Origin of the sequence: Vibrio sp. 10N.286.48.F5 (assembly GCF_041469785.1) — a bacterium.
Classification (GTDB): domain Bacteria; phylum Pseudomonadota; class Gammaproteobacteria; order Enterobacterales; family Vibrionaceae; genus Vibrio; species Vibrio crassostreae_C.
In genome coordinates, this window is the sequence record NZ_JBFRLG010000018.1 from 46,143 (window position 1) to 64,104 (window position 17,962).

Here is a 17,962-nt window from a genome sequence, read left to right on the forward strand (position 1 = left end):
AAAACAGGTACTCAATGAGTACCTGTTTTTGTATCTAATCTTTGTAGCTACTACTTGTGACTAAATAAACAATTAAGCGCGTGAAGCCGCGTAGCTTTCTAGCTCATCAATTGAAGTTTGTGCCACAACTTCGCCATCGATGAAGTACGTCACCATCTCGCCATCACGAACACCGATTAACGTCGCACGCTCACCAGACTGGTAAGTAATGTCCATTTGGATCGTGTTTTCATCAATCTGCTGCATTTGACCTTTTTCGATCACATCTGCACTCGTGATAGGACCCACTGGCGCTTCCGTTAGAGACGGATCAAGTTGGTGGTTGATGTCTAGGTAAGTATCAGTCTTAGTATCAAAGATGTGCGGAGCACCTGTTAGTGGGTTGCTACCAGTCCAGAACTCTAGTGAGTTGAATACTAGGTAATCGGCAGCAACTGTTAGACCGTATGCAGGTGCAAGTAGCATGTTCAAACCACCACGAGCGTAACGGTTATCAACAGCCTTGATGTTGAACTTCATTAGGTAACCCGTTACTGCGTTGCTACCAACACAGCCAGATAAAGCAACAGATACCACCGCTAGTGCTACAACTTTTGAAATTGTTTTTTTCATTTTGATCTCAATATTTGAATTTGGCCGCCAAAAAATGGCGGTGGATAATACCAACGAACTGAATGACAAATATCAGCTCTAAGTTAATGTATTGTCAGAAAATTCAAAATTTTAAACACCCTTCAATTAGCCAGATAAAAAACTGAAACCAATTCAGAAGTCCCTTCATAAAAAACTTTTGTCGTCACCGTAAAGCGATTGATTCGTACTAAAAATCAACGATTGCTACATTCCGTGTTAACGAATTATCACCATGTTGAGAACAACCTAAATGGCAAGACTAAAACCTAATCAACCATTCGAATTACTTGGTTATACTGTTCAGCCAGGACAACGAAAAGAGATTGAACTACAGGCAGCTCAGCTTTACACGCACTCTCCACTTTCGATCCCGATTGAGATCATCCACGGTCGCCAAGCAGGCCCAACACTAATGGTAAACGCTGCTATTCACGGTGATGAGCTAAACGGTGTTGAGATTGCACGACAGTTAACTAACGCAATAGAACCTAATAAACTGAAAGGTACATTAATTGTTGTGCCGATCGTAAACGTATTTGGCTTCATTCATAAATCTCGTTACTTACCAGACCGTCGCGACCTAAACCGTTGCTTCCCAGGTAGTGAGAAAGGCTCATTGACATCACGCATCGCTTACACCTTCTTCGAAAACGTAGCGAAGCACTGTGATTACATTTTGGATCTACATACAGGTGCTATTCACCGTACTAACCTGCCACAGATTCGTGCAAACCTATCAAATCCAGAAACATTACGAATTGCGAAAGCGTTCGCAACGCCAGTAATCATTGATTCACCTTTGCGTGATGGTTCACTGCGTAGCGAAGCTGAAAAACTGGGCATCCCGGTACTGACTTATGAAGGTGGTGAAGCGCTGCGTTTTGATCCTTTAGCGATTCGTGCAGGCTATCTAGGCGTTCATCAAGTGATGAAAGAAATAGGCATGTTGCGCCCTAACCGTAAGAAGTTGCCAGAGCCAGTATTGAGCAAATCCACCAGCTGGATCCGCGCTGAATCAGACGGCATCTTGCGTAATATGGTAAGACTTGGTGAGCAAGTTGAGGCTGGGCAAACTCTAGCTTACATCAGCTCTCCTTTGGGCCACGAAGAAGGCCAAGTGATCACAACCAAAGGTGGTATTGTGATTGGTCAGCAAACTCTGCCTTTGGTCAACGAAGGTGATGCTGTGTTCCACATCGCTTACTTCAAGCAAGACGATGAAGAAGTAGGACAATCAGTAGAAAGCTACATTGAAGAAGTGGCAGAAGACGATTGGCTAACTGCACTGAATAACTGATCAGACAATGCTTAACAGTTTAAGAGCTCGACGTTAAAAGCGAGAAGCCAAACCGAGCTCTTAAACACAATAAAACAGAACTCCACAAACTAAAAAGCCCCAAAACACTTTTAACTCGAAAGAAAAAAGTTGTATCGGGGCTTTTTTTTCACAAATCCCTTATCTTAAAATTAAGGGATCTATAAATTAGTCATGCACTGAATTATTCAGCGTCTTGTTGCTCTTCTGCACGAGCTTTAGCGCGCGCTTCACGTGCTTGCTCAGCTTTAAGCTCTTTAGTGTGACGTAGTTCGTCACGCTCTTTACGTTGCTCTGATTTACGCTCGTTACGTTCAGCTTGGTTAGCGATGAAAGATGCTAGCTCTTTCTCTGCCCACTCTTGTGCTAGAGCTTCAGTTTCGAAACCAGACTCACGCTTAGATACTGTAGTGCTGCGAGACGTTACTTGACGAGTAATCTCTGCACACCAACCGTTGCGTTTTTCTGTAAGGCGGATATCAAACTTTTTGTTCTTAGACATGTTCTATTTTTTCCTAAGGGAGATCATTACGGGATCGGTCAACTTTGATAACTCCATCTAAGTGGGTATCTTTTAACACCATCCCTTGGTAAGCGCGGTATTAGAGCACAAATCAACACATATTGCTGCAAATATTTGCAGCGGATCACACTCTAGTGCGGTAAATCGTTTGCGAGTCATTTCAATTCGTTCATAACTCCAAAATAGCTTCCAATTTACGGGGCACTTTCTCGATAACGAGCAAATGAACTATGCTCAAATAGAGATAAATGAAAGAGATAGCCTATAGACTCGGATCTCACCATCGAAACACCTCACCTACTCCGCCCATAATTACAATAGCGAAGGGGTTGCTATGGATAGCTTTATCAAAAATTTACCTAAAGTTGAACTGCACTTACATATTGAAGGTTCGTTAGAACCAGAACTGATGTTCAAACTCGCCAAGCGTAATAATATTTCAATTCCCTTTGAAAACCCAGACCAAGTAAGGGACGCGTACCAATTTCACAATCTTCAGTCCTTTCTCGATATCTATTACCAAGGCGCTAACGTACTCATTCATGAACAAGACTTCTACGACCTGACATGGGCTTATCTACTGAAGTGCCAGCAAGATAATGTGGTTCATACCGAAATATTCTTCGACCCTCAGACTCACACTGAACGCGGCATTGCCTTTGAAGTCATAGTCGGTGGGATCACTAGAGCTTTGAATCAAGCAGAGCAAGAACTTGGCATCAGCAGCCAACTGATCATGTGCTTTCTGCGTCATCTCGATGAAGACAGCGCTTTTGAAACACTCAAACAAGCCCTTCCTTATAAAGATAAGATCATTGCCGTTGGGTTAGATTCATCAGAACAGGGCAATCCACCAGAGAAGTTTAAACATGTATTCCAAGAAGCGATCAACCAAGGCTTTCTGACTGTCGCGCACGCCGGAGAAGAAGGCCCAGCACAAAATATTAGCGACGCACTGAGCTTGCTAGGCATTACCCGAATTGATCATGGCGTTCGCTGTGTAGAAGATGAAGAGTTGATGGAACAGCTAATAGCAAAACGTACACCACTGACCGTCTGCCCGCTGTCGAATACCAAGCTCAAGGTGTTTGAGACCATGCAAGAGCACAACATCGTCGAGTTGCTGAGAAAAGGGCTGTGCGTCACCATCAATTCCGATGATCCGGCTTACTTCGGCGGCTATATGAATGATAACTTCCTCGCCGTCGCCAATGCTCACCCAGTGACCAAAAACGAATTGGCGCAGTTCAGTATTAATGCCATCGAAGCCAGTTTTATCTCGCCTCACGCCAAGGAAGATCTCATCACACAGGTACGCCAATACCTTGCTGCGAGTACTTAATGAGTTATCAAGATCAAAAAGGGAAGCTCTGAGCTTCCCTATCTATATCAATAGATAACTAATTGGCTTAGCCCGGGTGACCATCCACTCTTGGCGTTAACAGCATCATCCCAAATTTCCAGATAAATAGACCGAACGCTAACGTCCATAAACCCGCGCTGATATTGACCATCTCAAATAAATACGCCGGGAAGAATGTCACACCTAAACTACGAACGAGTGCCGCGATAAATATAGCCGAGAACGCCAAAGCCATACTTGGCCCTTTATAGATAGCACGGCCAGTATGTCCCATTGTCACGCGCGTGATCATCGCCAGAATTAACCCACTCAAACCGCCAATCGCAAACAGGTGCAGCATGTTATGGCTCGCGAACGGGTTATCTAGCAAACCGCGTAACAGCAAGCTGAGAGGGATACATAGGTAAGCCGCATGCAGCGACCACACCAAGGGTTCTGATAGTGTTGTCCAAGGCTTCCAGCGGATAAAGCGCACCAACTGTGTCACACCTGCAAATACCATCAACTCATTGCCGACTTGAGCAAAGGTCAATGGGAAGAAGCTCAACACAAATAAGCCAACCAAAGGTAGATTGGCTAACCATTCCAACCAAACCAAGGGCTGCGCTTTTTCGAAATCAAAACGACGCGCTGTGAAGAATGGGATTACTCGCCCACCCATCACTGATAAGAGCAAGGTAAACCACCACAACATGGCCTGCCAAACTGCAGACGATGGAAATGGAGGCATTCCCTTAATGGTCGCGTAACTAGCAGAGTTCGCCACGATAGCCAATATAAACAGCGGCACAAAAAACAGGTTCTTCCAGCCTTTCGACTTCACGACTCGAAAACCAATTTCGTAGGCGGCGAAGATTAAGAACAGCGCCTCAACCGACGAGATCAGCCATAACGGAGCGGGGGTCCAAAACAGAATACGAGGTGCGAGCCAAAAGCCCACAAGAATTGCCAACCGATAGTGCTTGGTTCCATTGACACCCGTCCAGGTTTGCACGGCAGTGAGCACAAAACCGACCACTATCGCCATTGAGAAACCAAACAGCATCTCATGCACGTGCCACCACAGTGCGGGAACTTTTAAAATCTCAGGCTGACCGTTTTGGAACATGATGACCCAAGCGACAATCGCGATCACTGCATAGAGACTGCCTAAAAAGAAGAAAGGTCGAAAGCCTAAACGCAGGTAGGCTGGAATCGCGTCTTCTACACTTTTATCTGTGATATTTAACAAACTCGCTCCTAATTCTCAGATAAGCGGCCAAGGTATTACCTAAACCAAATTTTGTGTGCATCAAATCCGATGCAATATGCAGATCACATTGCATGAAACGCGCCAATTAGATAAACCAGTAAAAACAGCGACTCACGAGATTCAATAGCCAATAAATAAGTCAAAAAAACACAACCAAAAGAGTCATAAAGACACACACATGTATAAATATAAACTTACTGACTTTTGGTATCTCGCCACATATAGTAAGACTAGACTTAAATGGAACAACTCAGACAAGGAATGCGATGTATATTTTTGGTTATGGCAGTTTAATCAACTCATCTTCACGTCAGCTTACCGGTCAGACAGGGCAAGCGATCCCTGCGATTGTTCATGGCTTGATTCGCCATTGGAGCAAGATCGATGACAGCTATGTCTTATCCCCTTTGATCGTCAATCTCGGCGAAGGACAAGTGAATGGTGTGTTGCTTGAGGTGGATGATATTGCACTGGCTGAGTTTGATCGCCGTGAGCGTGGTTATCACCGTATCGAATTAAAGGCCTCTCAGATAGAAAGCCAAGATGAATTCAAACAGGATCAACCTATCTGGGTTTACATCAAAGACGAGATTGAAGCACCTTGCGAAAACAGCCCTATCGTTCAAACCTACGTCGATACTGTATTAGCAGGATGTTTAGAGGTGTCTGAAAGCTTTGCGGCGCACTTCGTTAAACACACACAAGGTTGGCATCACCCATTAGAAAATGATCGCCACCAGCCTAAATACGGCAACCTTGCTTGGGTTTCCGATCACCATCACAGTGTGATTGATGGCTTGATACTAACTGTACGCAGCTAGTTGATTTAGGTTGGTGAACACATTGACTCACCAACCTAAAGTGAGCTTAAACGACACGAATACCTGCTGGCATCGCACGTTCAGGTGTTAGCAATACACTTTCAGATTCATCTTCCGTTTCTGCACAAAGCAACATGCACTCAGAAGTGTGGCCTCTCATCTTCGCCTTCGCTAGATTGCACAAAACAACAACCTGCTTACCCATCAACTCTTCTTCTGTGTAGTAAGGGACTAGGCTGGTCACCGTTTGCAGTGTCTTGTCACCAACATCCACTTGCACTATGTAAAGCTTGTCGGCGTTTTCATGACGCACAACCTCAATGATCTTACCCACACGCATTTCTAACTTAGCAAAGTCACCATAAGAGACAGTATCCATTTCTCACTTCCTATATTGGTTTATTTTCACTCATTAAATCATTTACTAAAATTAAGTAAAATGTAAATGTTTACACTAGCATTAAGCCTAATAATTACAAGCGGTAAAGATCTCATTACTGGAAGTAAAATGAGAGTTTCGTTGCCTTACTATCATTGTCGGTGTTAAATAGATGAAGCAATGTATAGAGGTTAAAAATGGCAACAATTAAAGATGTAGCAAAGGAAGCTGGTGTTTCTGTTGCAACCGTATCTCGAGTGATCAACAAGTCTCCCAAGGCGAGTGCAAGCTCGGTAGAGTCTGTAACTAAAGCGATGTCTAAACTTGGCTATCGACCGAATGCCAATGCTCGAGCGCTGGTAAGCCAAAGCACGAACACTGTTGGTGTATTGGTCGGTGACATCTCCGATCCCTTTTTTGGCACGCTGGTTAAGGCTGTCGACAATGTCGCTCGTGAGAACGGAAAACATATCCTTGTCGGTAATGGCTCGCACGATCGTGAAGAAGAGAGACAAGCGATTGAATTGCTGATTAACAGCCGTTGTGACGCCCTGGTGATCCACTCTAAAGGCCTCACCGACGAAGAACTGATTGCCTATGCAAAAGAGGTCAAAGGCTTAGTACTGATCAACCGTTATATTGCTGAGATTGCCAACCACTGTATTTTCTTAGACAACAAAAAAGGTGCGTATCTTGCGACGGAATATCTGATCCGCCATGGCCATAAGAACATTGCCTGTATCGCCTCATCGCATAGCATTGAAGATGCCGATGAGCGTATCCAAGGTTACTTAGCGGCACTCTCAGATTACAAAATAGCGCTCTCTGACAGCTATATTGAATACTCAGCGCCGACCAGTGACGGTGGCGAATACGCCATGACTAACCTTCTGACTAAGTCACTGCCAATCACTGGCATTGTGGCGTACAACGATTACATGGCAGCTGGTGCTTTGTCTGTCCTTGATGAAAACGGTATTCAAGCGCCAGACAAAATGTCGATCATCGGTTTCGATGATGGTTTGATTGCCCGCTATGTTCATCCAAAGCTCACCACTATTCGCTACCCGATTCAGATGATGGCAGAGAAAGCGACACGACTCGCGTTGCACTTAGCCAAAGGTGAAAACACCTCAACTGAACCAATGATGTTCTCTCCAACTCTGGTACGCCGTAATTCGGTAGAGAAAGTCTAGGTTCTGGTCGACTCATCAAGCAATAAACAAAAAAAAGCCCTAACAGAATCGCTTCTGTTAGGGCTTTCCTACCTTACTCAGATACTCAACAATCGCGCTTAATAAACCGCACTCTTGTTGAGCGCCACTTTTGCTCATCCCCCAAGAACAACGCGATAATTCACATCGTCCTATTCACAAACAAAAGATATTGACGTAACCGCTTTGAGCTAGAGCGTACTAGTTTGAAGAATCCCCCGAAAATTCAAACTGGTAACAGGTACTGTAGTTATATTCTTGTTCAGGCTTGAGAATACAACTGTCCTGCTTCCACTCTGGGTGGTTAGGAGAGTCAGGTAAGAACTGGGTTTCTAGCGCCAAACCAGCGTAGTCTTCATAGCTGCCACCACTTCGGTTTGGTGTGCCACCAAGCCAGTTTCCGGTGTATAGCTGCATCGCAGGTTTGGTTGAAAATACTTTTAGTGTGACGAGCGCATCCGGTGAGGTTACGGTCGCGGCGCATTGAGTGCGTTTGCAGCCATCAGCCAATAAGAAAGAGTGGTCGTAACCCTTTGCTGCTTTCTGCTGTTCATCGCCCAACAAACGCTCTGAGATCATCATAGGCTGATTGAAGTCAAAGCTGGTCGATTTCACTGATTTAAGGTTACCTAACGGAATACCCACCGAATTGGTCGGTAAGAACTGATTAGCATTGATACTGACAATGTGTGACAAACAATCGTGTCCAGCTTCAGCGCCAAGTAGATTGAAGTACGCATGATTCGTTAGGTTGACTACAGTCGGCTTGTCTGTGGTTGCAGAGTAATTAATGGACACTCGATTGTCTTCGGTGATGTCATAACGTACCGACACATTCAAATTCCCCGGGAATCCTTGGTCGCCATCAGCAGACTCTAGACTGAACACCACTGACGTTTCGGTTTGCTCGGCAATATTCCAACGGCGTTTATCAAATCCGTTCGGGCCACCATGTAAGGTATTGCCCGCTTGGTTGGTTTCCAGCTTGTAATTCTGACCATCAATTTTGAAACGACCATTAGCAATGCGGTTAGCATAACGGCCAACAGTTGTGCCCATATAGCTGGCTTGTTTATCGAAGTTCTCCATTGAGTTAACACCCAACAAAACTTCTCTTTTGTTTCCTTTTACTGGCAGGATACAGCTCAACCATGTTGCACCAATATCCATGAATGTCACTTGCATGCCATGCGTATTTGATAGCGTCACTAACTGAGCGGGTTGGCCATCATAGGCAGGAGTCTGCGTCATGGATTGATGCAGGTTTTGCTCTTGTGTCATTCTAAATTCCTTCTAGTGCCAGTAAAAAGCCTCTACCTGAAGTAAAGGCTTTAGCATTTGGCCTACCATGATCTTTTTACTTGGTAAGCTCTATATTAAATCTCGAAGCCGTTAGATTACTTCAACTAAGCCTGCTCCGTCTTTCGCTTGGCACACATAAATAGATTCTTTTAGACCCGTCGCCGCTTGATATTTCTGCTCAACGGTTGTTTTGATTTCATCAACCAATGCAGGTGGAACCAATGCCACAATACAACCACCGAAACCACCGCCAGTCATACGCACGCCACCTTGCTCACCGATCACTTCTTTGACCATATCAACCAGCGTATCGATTTCTTTCACCGTGATTTCAAAATCATCACGCATTGATGCATGCGATTCAGCCATCAACTCACCCATGCGTTTCATATCATGAGTGCGCAGAGCTTGAGCCGCTTCAACAGTACGGTCATTTTCAGTAATCACGTGACGAGCACGTTTCGCGACCATTTCATCTAACTCAGACTCTTTCGCTTTGAACTGGTCAATGGTCACATCACGAAGTGCCGGAACACCAAAGATGCGCGCCGCTTCTTCACACTGTTCACGACGTGTGTTGTATTCGCTGTCGACTAAGCCGCGTTTCTTGTTTGAGTTGATGATAACCACAGCCATATCTTCTGGCATTGAAACCGCTTGAGTTTCTAAGCTACGACAATCCAAAAGCATCGCGTGGTTTGCACGACCTTCTGCAGAGATCATTTGGTCCATGATGCCGCAGTTACAGCCCACAAATTCGTTTTCGGCCTGCTGACCATTTAGCGCCACTTCGGCTTGGCTGATCTCTAGGTTATAAAGCACCTTGAATGTTTGACCAATCACCACTTCCAGTGCCGCAGAAGAACTTAAACCTGCACCTTGAGGCACGTTACCCGTTACAGAGATGTCTGCACCTGTAAATTCAAAGCCGCGACCTTTTAAGCACTTCACCACACCACGAATGTAATTAGCCCACATCTTGTCTTGTTGAAATGTGATCTCTTGAGTTAGGTCGAATTCATCCACAGCATTGCCGTAGTCCACCGACACTACGCGCACGATGTTGTCGTCACGTTTAGCCGCTGCGACTACCGTCTGGTAGTTAATGGCACACGGTAGAACAAAACCATCGTTGTAGTCAGTGTGTTCACCGATCAGGTTCACACGACCTGGTGCTTGGATAATATGAGTCGCTTGGTAGCCAAGGACTTGCTCAAAAGATGCTTTCACGTTTTGGATTAGGTCAGACATAAGTAAACTCTCTGGTTAAACTCTTTGTTCAATTGGTTATGGCCCCTTCACGGCACCACTTTAATTCTTTTAGATTTCCCTATCTCGTTCATCTCTCACAATAGGGAATGACAACATCGACTCCTAAGTAACGAAGCAACCAAGCTTCTCACCTGTCGTCATTCCAGAATCGAGGGACGAGATATCAGGAATCTCACTCGTTATCTACGAAACAGGCTATTCCTGATCTTTATAGTGAACGTCACTCAAATCACGAAGACGCTGCGCCGCTTGTTCTGCGGTTAAATCACGCTGAGACTCAGCCAACATTTCGTAGCCCACCATGAACTTACGAACCGATGCGCTGCGTAGTAGCGGCGGGTAGAACAATGCATGCAGTTGCCAGTGATCGATGTCCGTACCTTCTTCGAAGAACGGCGCATAGTGCCAGCCCATTGAGTAAGGGAATGAGCACTGGAACAAGTTGTCGTAACGACTAGTCAGCTTCTTAATCGCAAGCGCTAGATCATCACGTTGTTCGTCAGTCAGTTCGCTCATACGGCGGATGTGTGTTTTTGGCAGCAACATGGTTTCAAATGGCCACGCTGCCCAGTAAGGCACCACTGCAATCCAATGTTCGGTTTCAACCACAGTACGAGAGCCGTCTTTCATTTCAGCTTCAACGTAATCCACTAAAAGATTAGAACCTTGTTGTTCGAAGTACTCTTTTAGTAGTTTTTCTTTGCGTTCAATCTCATTGGGTAAAAAGCTGTTTGCCCAGATTTGACCGTGTGGATGTGGCTGAGAGCAGCCCATGGTCTCACCTTTGTTTTCAAACGCTTGAACCCACAGGTAGTCTTTACCTAGTTCTTCAATCTGTTCATTCCAGGTATCGATAACACCACGGATCTTGTTTACCGGAAGCTCCGGCAGCGTTTTGCTGTGGTCCGGAGAAAAACAGATCACGCGGCTCAACCCGCGAACACCTTGAGTCTTGAATAGAGGGTTATCAGACTCTGGAGCGTCAGGCGAATCAGGCATCAACGCCGCGAAATCGTTACTGAACACGTAAGTGCCGTCATAATCAGGGTTTTCATCACCCGAGATACGCGTGTTGGTTGGACAAAGGAAGCACTCTTTGTCGTACGCAGGCAGTTGCGCAGTGGATGGCTTTTCATCTTGACCACTCCATGGACGTTTCGCACGATGTGGCGAGACTAAGATCCACTGACCAGTTAATGGGTTATAACGACGGTGCGGGTGGTCTACTGGGTTAAATTCAACTTTTGACATACTTACATTGCTCTTAAATTGTGTGCTCTGGTTCATTAACCAAAACGAATAATTCTTCTACAAGGAGATTCCCTATCACGCTCGTGCCTCGCTGTAGGGAATGACGTGTAATCTCGTTGTGCTAGTTGTGCAAAGGCAACCACTTCATAGCCTTATGCTCATCCGTCATTCCAGAATCGAGGTGCGAGATATCTGGAATCTCTCTTTTTTCAATAACTTAAAAGTTCTTTAGTAACCTTGTGGGTTATTCGACTGCCAATTCCACGTATCCGCCGTCATCTCCATCACGCTACGCGTCGCCTTCCAGCCAAGCTCGCGCTCTGCTTTTTCAGTACTTGCCCAACATTCGGCAATGTCACCTGCGCGGCGTGGGCAAAGTTCATAAGGAACCGGTTTGCCCGATGCTTGTGCGAAGGCTTCAACCATCTCGAGTACACTTGAGCCTTTGCCCGTACCTAGGTTGTAAATGTGTAAGCCCGCTTTCTCGCCAACCGCTTTCAATGCGGCTACGTGTCCGTCCGCTAAATCCATAACATGAATATAGTCGCGAACGCCTGTGCCATCGACTGTTGGGTAATCGTTTCCAAAAACAGCCAATTTGTCGCGACGACCTACCGCTACTTGAGCAATAAACGGCATCAGATTGTTTGGGATACCTTGTGGGTCTTCACCCATAGTGCCCGATGGATGGGCGCCAACTGGGTTGAAGTAACGCAGTAATGTCACACTCCAATCGTTCTCAGCGTTGAACAAATCACTCAAACATTCTTCGACCATGTACTTACTGCGACCATAAGGATTAGTTGTTGCACCCGTTGGAGAGCTTTCAGTAATTGGCACCACTTCTGGATCACCGTAAACGGTAGCCGAAGAGCTAAATACAATGCTCTTCACACCCGCTTTCTTCATGCTGCGAGCTAACACCAATGATCCATTGACGTTGTTATCGTAGTACTCCAAAGGTTTAGACACCGACTCCCCAACCGCTTTCAGGCCAGCAAAGTGAATCACGGCTTGGATATCGTTTTCTGAAAAAACGCTATCTAGAAAAGATTGATCACGAATGTCGCCAAGATAAAAAGTTGGTCGCTTACCGGTCAATGATTCGATTCGCTCCAGTACTAGCTCTTTACTGTTGCAAAGGTTATCAACAATGATTGGCTCCATACCCGCCTGTATCATTTGAATACATGTATGACTTCCGATGTAACCCATGCCGCCCGTAACCAGTACTTTCACAATCAACCTCTCTTTGTCGTCATTCTTGGACTAACTCGAACTGACATTCAGCTCAGTAGCACCGTATGCCAGAAATAGTAGCAGCCATTTTGACTATAATTCTGTGATCAAAACCACGAAGTGTAAACGTTTACACTAACTCATATCATTGTTACTGAACGTGACATAGGGAGAACCTATAAACAAACACATCTAATCCATTGAATTTTAATAAGATAATTATAGATAGTTAGATTTGAGACATCATAGAGGAGTTGAGCATTTATTTTACTAAAAGTTAATGCAATGACTTCCAGTTTGATTACAATAGGTCTGTAGAATAAAGAGGTGCATTGCTTTTTTACTAAATACCAATTTCAAAGCAGCGCAATGTTCCAATAACAGGAAGTGAGTATGGCAACGTTAAAAGATATCGCGACTGAAGCACATGTTTCATTGGCTACAGTTTCAAGGGTTCTCAATGAAGATCCAACATTAAGCGTCAAGGAAGAGACCAAAAGGCGTATCTTTGAAATTGCAGAGAAGTTGGAATACAAAACCAGCAGCTCACGAAAAACCGTTAGCAGTAAAAAACAAAATCATCACTTCCTAGCACTGTATAACTACAAGCAAGAAGCTGAAGTTAACGACCCTTACTATCTATCGATTCGCCACGGGATTGAAACCCAATGTGACAAGATGGAAGTTAAGCTAACCAACTGTTATGAAAGTAAAATACAGATCAATTCAGCACCAATCACAGGTGTTTTGTTAGTGGGTAGAATGACACCAGAGGTTATCGAGCAAGCTAAAAAGCTGAGCGATAATATCTGTTATGTCGATTTTACCGATCACTCAGAACCTTATGACTCTGTCGATATCGACCTGGCTTTGATCAGCAAAGAGATCACCAACTTCTTTATCAACCAAGGCTATGAGCGCATCGGCTTTATTGGTGGCCAAGACGACGTCAATACCCCTGATATTCGTGAAGTCGCTTTTGCTGAATATGGTGGCCTCAAGAACGTTGTCAGTGAGCAAGACATCTACCGTGGTGACTTCTCTAGCTCATCAGGTTACAAGCTTGCAAAACAGATGCTCGCGACGGGCGACTACCCTAAAGCCATGTTTATTGCGTCAGATTCCATCGCAATTGGCGTTTTACGAGCAGTTCATGAGCACGGATTAAACATCCCTGAAGATATTGCGCTGATCAGTGTAAACGACATCCCAACAGCTAAATTTACCTTCCCATCTTTATCGACTGTTCGTATTCACTCTGAACTAATGGGAATTCAAGGCGTTAACCTGCTAATTGAGAAAGTACGCGACGGCCGAACCATCCCACTACGCGTCTATGTACCAAGCAAACTTAAGCTGCGTGACACAACAAAATAATTAAATATATCAAATAGATAAATTAAGGCTGCCTTTGTTGAAGGTGGCCTTTTTTGTGCCCGTCACATACATCAATCTCCACGTATCCCCCTCTTTAATCTGCTACATAAATCAGCCAATAGCATTCTTTTAAGTGGATCACACAGCACCGTAAAAAGACCATAAAAAACGTGATGAAGTTAAAGTAAAACGTTTTCACCATTTTCTTTTAGTAAAACTTTTACTAATAATTACCTCAGTCCAAAAATACTCGTATTCACTACGACCCAATTACGCATAAGAACGTCGGTCAGCAAACTGCATTCAGACCGAGAGAGAGGCAACGTGAACAACTGGGAAAACTTCCTGAACTTACATGAGAACCGTATGGCACCGCGTGCATACTTCTTCTCGTACGCATCAGAAAAAAATGCAAAAACGTTTCAGCGTGAACTGAGCAGCCACTTCCAACTATTGAGTGGCCAATGGAATTTCAGCTATTTCACCAATCCGCTATTGGTTCCTGAAGAGTTCTATTCTCAGGAAATGAGCGACTGGGGAAACATCACGGTTCCAAACATGTGGCAAATGGAAGGCCACGGCGATCTTCAATACACAGATGAAGGTTTCCCATTCCCAATTGATGTGCCTTTCGTACCATCAGACAACCCAACCGGCGCATACCAACGCTCTTTCTTCCTTGGCGAAAGCTGGGACGAGAAACAAACCATCATCAAATTTGATGGCGTTGAAACTTACTTCGAAGTTTACGTAAACGGCGAGTACGTGGGCTTCAGCAAAGGCAGCCGCCTAACCGCTGAGTTCGATATCTCTAGCCAGGTAAAAGCAGGCAACAACCTACTTTCTATTCGAGTGATGCAGTGGGCCGACTCTACCTACATTGAAGACCAAGACATGTGGTGGACGGGCGGTATCTTCCGTGACGTTTACCTAGTAGGTAAAGAACAACTGCACGTTCAAGACGTTACCGTTCGCACTGACTTCGACGACGCTTACCAAAGCGCGACCCTGTTATGCAAAGTGGAACTAGAAAACCTAGCAGCAGCGGCAAACGCAACCCTTGAGTACGCATTGCTCGATGGCAGCCAAGTTATCTCGCAAGGCTCTGTAGATAGCTTAAGTGTCCCTAATCATAAGACTGGTGGCAATGTAGATACTCAATTCTCTATCGATGTCGTGAACCCTGTTCAATGGAACGCTGAAAACCCTTACCTATACCAACTGTTGCTTACGCTGAAAGACGCTGACGGCAAGGTGTTGGAAGTGATTCCACAACGCGTTGGTTTCCGTGATATTAAAGTTCGCGATGGTCTGTTCTACATCAACAACAAGTACGTGATGTTGCACGGTGTGAACCGTCACGACAACGACCACCTGAAAGGTCGTGCTGTGGGCATGGATCGCGTAGAAAAAGACTTAGTACTGATGAAGCAACACAACATCAACTCAGTACGTACAGCGCACTACCCGAACGACCCACGCTTCTACGAATTGTGTGACATCTACGGCCTATTCGTGATGGGCGAAACCGATGTTGAAACTCACGGCTTTGCTAACGTTGGCGACCTAAGCCGCATCACTAACGATGCCGCATGGGAAGCGGTGTTTGTTGAACGTATCGAACGTCATATCCACGCTCAGAAGAACCACCCTTCTATCATCATGTGGTCGCTAGGTAACGAGTCTGGTTACGGTTGCAACATCCGCTCTATGTACGATGCAGCAAAAGCAATTGATGACACGCGCCTGGTTCATTATGAAGAAGACCGTGATGCTGAAGTAGTCGACATCATTTCAACCATGTACTCACGTGCTCAACTGATGAATGCCTTCGGTGAATTCCCACACGAAAAACCACGCATCATCTGCGAATACGCACACGCAATGGGTAACGGCCCGGGTGGTTTAACTGAATACCAAAACGTGTTCTACAAGCATGACGCAATTCAAGGTCACTATGTTTGGGAATGGTGTGACCACGGCATTCTAGCGCGTGATGAAGCAGGCACAGAGTTCTACAAATACGGCGGTGACTACGGTGACTACCCGAACAACTACAACTTCTGCATGGACGGTTTGATCTACCCAGACCAAACGCCAGGCCCTGGCTTGAAAGAGTACAAGCAAGTGATTGCCCCAGTGAAGCTTCGCGATTTCGATGCACAAACGGGCACCTTCACGGTAGACAACAAACTTTGGTTCTCAAACATCGATGACTACACCATCACTGCGGAAATCCGTGCTGAAGGTGAAACCATTGCTGTGCAACACATCAAGATTGAAGAACTGGCAGAAAACTCGAGCCGTGAACTGACACTTAACTTGCCACAACTTGATGAGCGCGAAGTGTTTGTGAACTTTACCGTGCGCAAGGATTCTCGTACGCCTTACAGCGAAGCGAACCACGACATCGCGGTGTATCAATTCCAAGTGAAAGAGAACACAGCACAGCTAGAAGCCTTCACTAACAACAATGCGACAGCACTGAATGTGGAAGAGTCTCGTTTAGCTTACCTAATCAAAGGCCACAACTTCGCACTGAACTTCTCGAAAGTGAACGGCAAGCTGACGTCATGGTTGGTCAATGGCGAAGAGATGATTAAGTCAGAACCACGAATCAACTTCTTCAAGCCAATGATCGATAACCATAAACAAGAGCACGATGGTTACTGGGAGCCTGCACACTTGCAAATTATGCAGGAGCACTTCCGTAGCATTGACCTTGAATGCGTTAACGTTGAACAGGTAAATGGCAAGGTAGAGATCACCACCACCAGCATCATTGCTCCACCAGTATTCGATTTCGGCATGCGTTGTGAATATCGCTACCAAGTTAATGCTGAAGGCCAATTGAACGTTGAGCTAAGCGGCGAACGTTACGGTGAGTACCCTCATGTAATTCCTGTGATTGGTTTTGATATGGGCATCAACGGCGACTTCGACCAAGTCCAATATTACGGACGCGGCCCTGAAGAGAACTACCAAGACAGCAAGCAAGCCAACATGATTGATGTGTACCAATCAACCGTTGCAGACATGTTCGAGAACTACCCGTTCCCACAGAACAACGGCAACCGCCAACACGTTCGTTGGGCTGCGCTTTCAAGCCGCGCGGGTAATGGTATTGCAGTAAAACCACAGCAAGAAATCAACTTCAGCGCATGGTTCTACACCAACCAAAACCTGCACCAAGCACAACACACCATTGAGCTAGAGAAAAGCGGTTACATCACGTTAAACCTAGATCACCAAGTGATGGGCTTAGGCTCTAACTCTTGGGGCAGCGAAGTGCTCGATTCTTACCGCGTTTACATGGACGAGTTCCGCTACGGTTTAACTCTGATTCCATTCCAAGCAGGCGATTGCGATGCGCAGCACCTAATCAATCACAACTTTGGCGATGAGTTTTTTACGGTGAATGCACCAAAAGCTCAACCACAACTGAACGAGGCATAAGCGATGATCGTTTTAGAGAACTTAGAACAATTTAAAGTCGTCTACCGCGATGGTCGTAAATGGCAACGCTGTGTAGAAGCGATTGAAAACATCGGAAACATCAAAGATGGCGTGATGTATTCAATTGGTGATTCACTGGCTTACATGATTGAAGACGGTGTGGCTCGTAACACAGAAAACTTCACCGGTAATCGTCGTTACTTCGACGTGCACTACTACCTAGAAGGCCGTGAAACGATTGAATTCGCAGCGAAATCAGAGCTAGAGCAGATCCAAGCTTATAGCGATGAAACCGACCGCGAACACCTAATGGGGAACGGTGAAACTCGTGAGCTAGCTGAAGGCCAAGTGGCGATCTTTGACAACAATCAGGCTTACCGTTTCCACGGTGATAACCGAGTTCGAAAAGTGGTACTGAAAGTGACCATTGAAGACGGTTACTTCCTCAATAAATAAACAATAACGCTATCTATTCACAGTATGTATCGAGCCTTGCCGTTCAAGGCTCCAACATGCTGAACAAAGCCTCAATGCTTCCTCCCTACAAGGAAGCATTGAGAAATAA

General features: G+C 45.3%; 15 protein-coding genes. 7 read left to right on the forward strand and 8 right to left on the reverse strand.

The genetic code is table 11. The annotated features are described in order from the left end of the window. Nucleotides 1–72 precede the first annotated feature (72 nt). Nucleotides 73–612: a DUF3332 family protein gene (locus AB4185_RS12235; RefSeq protein ID WP_048605541.1), complete on the reverse strand. Its 540-nt coding sequence runs from the start codon at nucleotides 610–612 to the stop codon at nucleotides 73–75. Between the two features lie 271 nt (nucleotides 613–883). Between AB4185_RS12235 and AB4185_RS12240 the strand changes: the two genes are divergently transcribed. Further along, a complete protein-coding gene (locus AB4185_RS12240) occupies nucleotides 884–1,930 on the forward strand; it encodes a succinylglutamate desuccinylase/aspartoacylase family protein (RefSeq protein ID WP_372057906.1) in 1,047 nt (348 codons plus the stop codon). Nucleotides 1,931–2,132: 202 nt separating this feature from the next. Here AB4185_RS12240 and AB4185_RS12245 read toward each other — a convergent pair whose 3' ends face one another. After that, nucleotides 2,133–2,450 carry a DUF3622 domain-containing protein gene (locus tag AB4185_RS12245; protein ID WP_017069509.1) on the reverse strand — a complete coding sequence of 106 codons (318 nt, stop codon included), beginning with the start codon at nucleotides 2,448–2,450 and terminating at the stop codon, nucleotides 2,133–2,135. Between the two features lie 355 nt (nucleotides 2,451–2,805). On the opposite strand from AB4185_RS12245, the gene AB4185_RS12250 reads away from it, so the two are divergent. Further along, on the forward strand, nucleotides 2,806–3,813 hold the full coding sequence (locus AB4185_RS12250; protein WP_229647670.1) for an adenosine deaminase: 1,008 nt from the start codon (nucleotides 2,806–2,808) through the stop codon (nucleotides 3,811–3,813). 67 nt (nucleotides 3,814–3,880) lie between these two features. Here the strand turns inward: AB4185_RS12250 and AB4185_RS12255 are convergent, their stop codons facing one another. Next, nucleotides 3,881–5,065 (reverse strand): NnrS family protein, encoded by a 1,185-nt coding sequence (locus AB4185_RS12255; RefSeq protein ID WP_372083597.1) that lies wholly within the window; start codon nucleotides 5,063–5,065, stop codon nucleotides 3,881–3,883. A 287-nt stretch (nucleotides 5,066–5,352) separates the two neighbouring features. Between AB4185_RS12255 and AB4185_RS12260 the strand changes: the two genes are divergently transcribed. Then, nucleotides 5,353–5,907, forward strand: coding sequence for a gamma-glutamylcyclotransferase family protein (locus AB4185_RS12260; RefSeq protein WP_372135498.1), 555 nt, complete (start codon nucleotides 5,353–5,355; stop codon nucleotides 5,905–5,907). Between the two features lie 46 nt (nucleotides 5,908–5,953). On the opposite strand, the gene AB4185_RS12265 is transcribed toward AB4185_RS12260, so the two are convergent. After that, on the reverse strand, nucleotides 5,954–6,286 hold the full coding sequence (locus tag AB4185_RS12265) for a tRNA-binding protein (RefSeq protein ID WP_017060796.1): 333 nt from the start codon (nucleotides 6,284–6,286) through the stop codon (nucleotides 5,954–5,956). Nucleotides 6,287–6,483: 197 nt separating this feature from the next. On the opposite strand from AB4185_RS12265, the gene AB4185_RS12270 reads away from it, so the two are divergent. Next, entirely contained in the window at nucleotides 6,484–7,482 is a 999-nt protein-coding gene (locus AB4185_RS12270; RefSeq protein ID WP_017066816.1) for a substrate-binding domain-containing protein, read from the forward strand. Between the two features lie 219 nt (nucleotides 7,483–7,701). Here AB4185_RS12270 and galM read toward each other — a convergent pair whose 3' ends face one another. The 4 genes from galM to galE form a co-directional block, all read right to left on the reverse strand. Beyond that, the gene (gene galM, locus AB4185_RS12275) at nucleotides 7,702–8,781 is read right to left on the reverse strand and encodes a galactose-1-epimerase (RefSeq protein WP_248366597.1); all 1,080 of its coding nucleotides are present in this window, start codon (nucleotides 8,779–8,781) and stop codon (nucleotides 7,702–7,704) included. Nucleotides 8,782–8,892: 111 nt separating this feature from the next. Beyond that, nucleotides 8,893–10,053, reverse strand: a complete 1,161-nt coding sequence (gene galK, locus AB4185_RS12280; RefSeq protein WP_372135499.1) for a galactokinase — start codon at nucleotides 10,051–10,053, stop codon at nucleotides 8,893–8,895. A gap of 216 nt (nucleotides 10,054–10,269) precedes the next feature. Next, nucleotides 10,270–11,325: a UDP-glucose--hexose-1-phosphate uridylyltransferase gene (locus AB4185_RS12285; protein WP_372135500.1), complete on the reverse strand. Its 1,056-nt coding sequence runs from the start codon at nucleotides 11,323–11,325 to the stop codon at nucleotides 10,270–10,272. Between the two features lie 228 nt (nucleotides 11,326–11,553). After that, nucleotides 11,554–12,564, reverse strand: a complete 1,011-nt coding sequence (gene galE, locus AB4185_RS12290; protein ID WP_229647666.1) for a UDP-glucose 4-epimerase GalE — start codon at nucleotides 12,562–12,564, stop codon at nucleotides 11,554–11,556. 393 nt (nucleotides 12,565–12,957) lie between these two features. Between galE and ebgR the strand changes: the two genes are divergently transcribed. From ebgR to AB4185_RS12305, 3 genes are all read left to right on the forward strand, one after another. Further along, entirely contained in the window at nucleotides 12,958–13,941 is a 984-nt protein-coding gene (gene ebgR, locus AB4185_RS12295; protein ID WP_372135501.1) for a transcriptional regulator EbgR, read from the forward strand. A gap of 324 nt (nucleotides 13,942–14,265) precedes the next feature. After that, nucleotides 14,266–17,397 carry a beta-galactosidase subunit alpha gene (gene ebgA / locus AB4185_RS12300; RefSeq protein ID WP_372135502.1) on the forward strand — a complete coding sequence of 1,044 codons (3,132 nt, stop codon included), beginning with the start codon at nucleotides 14,266–14,268 and terminating at the stop codon, nucleotides 17,395–17,397. 3 nt (nucleotides 17,398–17,400) lie between these two features. Further along, entirely contained in the window at nucleotides 17,401–17,853 is a 453-nt protein-coding gene (locus AB4185_RS12305; protein WP_372135503.1) for a beta-galactosidase subunit beta, read from the forward strand. Nucleotides 17,854–17,962 lie beyond the last annotated feature (109 nt).

What these genes read in the sequence shown, in the direction of transcription:
- AB4185_RS12235 (WP_048605541.1), bottom strand. Translation starts at nt 612, where the DNA reads ATGAAAAAAACAATTTCAAAAGTTGTAGCACTAGCGGTGGTATCTGTT.
- AB4185_RS12240 (WP_372057906.1), top strand. Translation starts at nt 884, where the DNA reads ATGGCAAGACTAAAACCTAATCAACCATTCGAATTACTTGGTTATACT.
- AB4185_RS12245 (WP_017069509.1), bottom strand. Translation starts at nt 2,450, where the DNA reads ATGTCTAAGAACAAAAAGTTTGATATCCGCCTTACAGAAAAACGCAAC.
- AB4185_RS12250 (WP_229647670.1), top strand. Translation starts at nt 2,806, where the DNA reads ATGGATAGCTTTATCAAAAATTTACCTAAAGTTGAACTGCACTTACAT.
- AB4185_RS12260 (WP_372135498.1), top strand. Translation starts at nt 5,353, where the DNA reads ATGTATATTTTTGGTTATGGCAGTTTAATCAACTCATCTTCACGTCAG.
- AB4185_RS12265 (WP_017060796.1), bottom strand. Translation starts at nt 6,286, where the DNA reads ATGGATACTGTCTCTTATGGTGACTTTGCTAAGTTAGAAATGCGTGTG.
- AB4185_RS12270 (WP_017066816.1), top strand. Translation starts at nt 6,484, where the DNA reads ATGGCAACAATTAAAGATGTAGCAAAGGAAGCTGGTGTTTCTGTTGCA.
- galM (WP_248366597.1), bottom strand. Translation starts at nt 8,781, where the DNA reads ATGACACAAGAGCAAAACCTGCATCAATCCATGACGCAGACTCCTGCC.
- galK (WP_372135499.1), bottom strand. Translation starts at nt 10,053, where the DNA reads ATGTCTGACCTAATCCAAAACGTGAAAGCATCTTTTGAGCAAGTCCTT.
- AB4185_RS12285 (WP_372135500.1), bottom strand. Translation starts at nt 11,325, where the DNA reads ATGTCAAAAGTTGAATTTAACCCAGTAGACCACCCGCACCGTCGTTAT.
- ebgR (WP_372135501.1), top strand. Translation starts at nt 12,958, where the DNA reads ATGGCAACGTTAAAAGATATCGCGACTGAAGCACATGTTTCATTGGCT.
- AB4185_RS12305 (WP_372135503.1), top strand. Translation starts at nt 17,401, where the DNA reads ATGATCGTTTTAGAGAACTTAGAACAATTTAAAGTCGTCTACCGCGAT.